This is a genomic window from Microbacterium sp. Bi128, from assembly GCF_918698205.1.
In genome coordinates this window covers 1-1,242 of the sequence record NZ_CAKKMM010001458.1, presented here as the reverse complement: position 1 = coordinate 1,242, position 1,242 = coordinate 1, and the positions used below count along the sequence as shown (strand labels likewise).

Sequence of the window (1,242 nt, the reverse complement as noted above, 5' to 3'; positions counted from 1 at the left end):
GTCGGACTTCACCCCCGTGACCACCACGCCGGACGGCGAGCAGATCACCGAAGAGATGCTGAACCAGTTCAAGCGCAACGGCGACGAACAGTCCATCCGCGACCTCGTCGCCACCAACGGACAGTGCGCGCCGCTCTAACCCCGGCAGCAGCCTTGACCGCAGCAGTGCGACCACATTTCTTTGACGAGACATTTCATTGATCAGACAGGGACCAGGCCATGTACGAACTTGAGAACGTCCTCCGGCCCTACGCCTGGGGCTCCCCGACGGCCATCGCCGGGCTGCTGGGCAGGCCGGCTTCCGGCGGTCCCGAAGCGGAGCTCTGGATCGGCGCCCACCCGGACTCCCCGTCCGTCGCGCTGACGCCGGCGCCCGGCGGTGCCGGCCGGCACGCACCCGCAACGCACGACGGCGGACGGCTGCCGCTGGACGCCCTGATCGCCGGGGATCCGGAACATTGCCTGGGCAGCGCGAGCGTGGCCGCTTTCGGTCCGCGCCTGCCGTTCCTGCTCAAGGTCCTCGCGGCCGAGGCGCCTTTGTCCCTGCAGGTGCACCCGACGCTCACCCAGGCCCGGGAGGGCTTCGCACGCGAGGAAGCCGCCGGCGTCGACCCCGCCGCAACGGAGCGCAACTACAAGGACGATAACCACAAGCCCGAAATGATCTTCGCGCTGACTCCGTTCGAGGCCCTCTGCGGGTTCCGGCCGGCCGCGGAATCCCGTGCGGTCTTCCAGCATCTGACGGCGTGCTTTGAGCTCGCCGGGCTGGAGCTGCCGCCGCTGGTCCAGCTGCTGCTCGAGGACCTGGCGCAGCCGGACGAACCCGTGGCCCTGCGCTCCGCCTTCGAACGCCTCATCACCGGCGGCGGGGACGTCGCCGAGGCGACGGCGACGATCGTTGCGGCTCTCGTCTCCGGTGCCCCGATGGCCGGGCACGAGGCGGAACTGTCCACCGCGGTGAGCCTGAACGGCCGGTACCCCGGAGATCCGGGAGTGCTGATTTCCCTGCTGCTGAACCGGATTTCCCTCGCCCCCGGTGAGGCCGTGTACCTCCCGGCCGGCAATGTCCATGCCTACCTGCACGGCCTCGGCATCGAGGTCATGGCGTCCTCGGACAACGTGCTCCGCGGCGGGCTCACGCCGAAATTCGTCGACGTGCCGGAACTGCTGAAGACCGTGGCGTTCGAGGCAGTCGCGATGCCCATGCTCCCGGCCGAGACCACCATGCTGGGCCAGGAACTC

At 69.2% G+C, this 1,242-nt stretch carries 1 protein-coding gene; it reads left to right on the top strand.

The features are described 5' to 3' along the window. Positions 1–219 precede the first annotated feature (219 nt). Positions 220–1,242, top strand: a 1,023-nt coding sequence (gene manA, locus LQV45_RS33665) for a mannose-6-phosphate isomerase, class I (RefSeq protein WP_230012142.1), incomplete at its 3' end; no start/stop codon positions are given.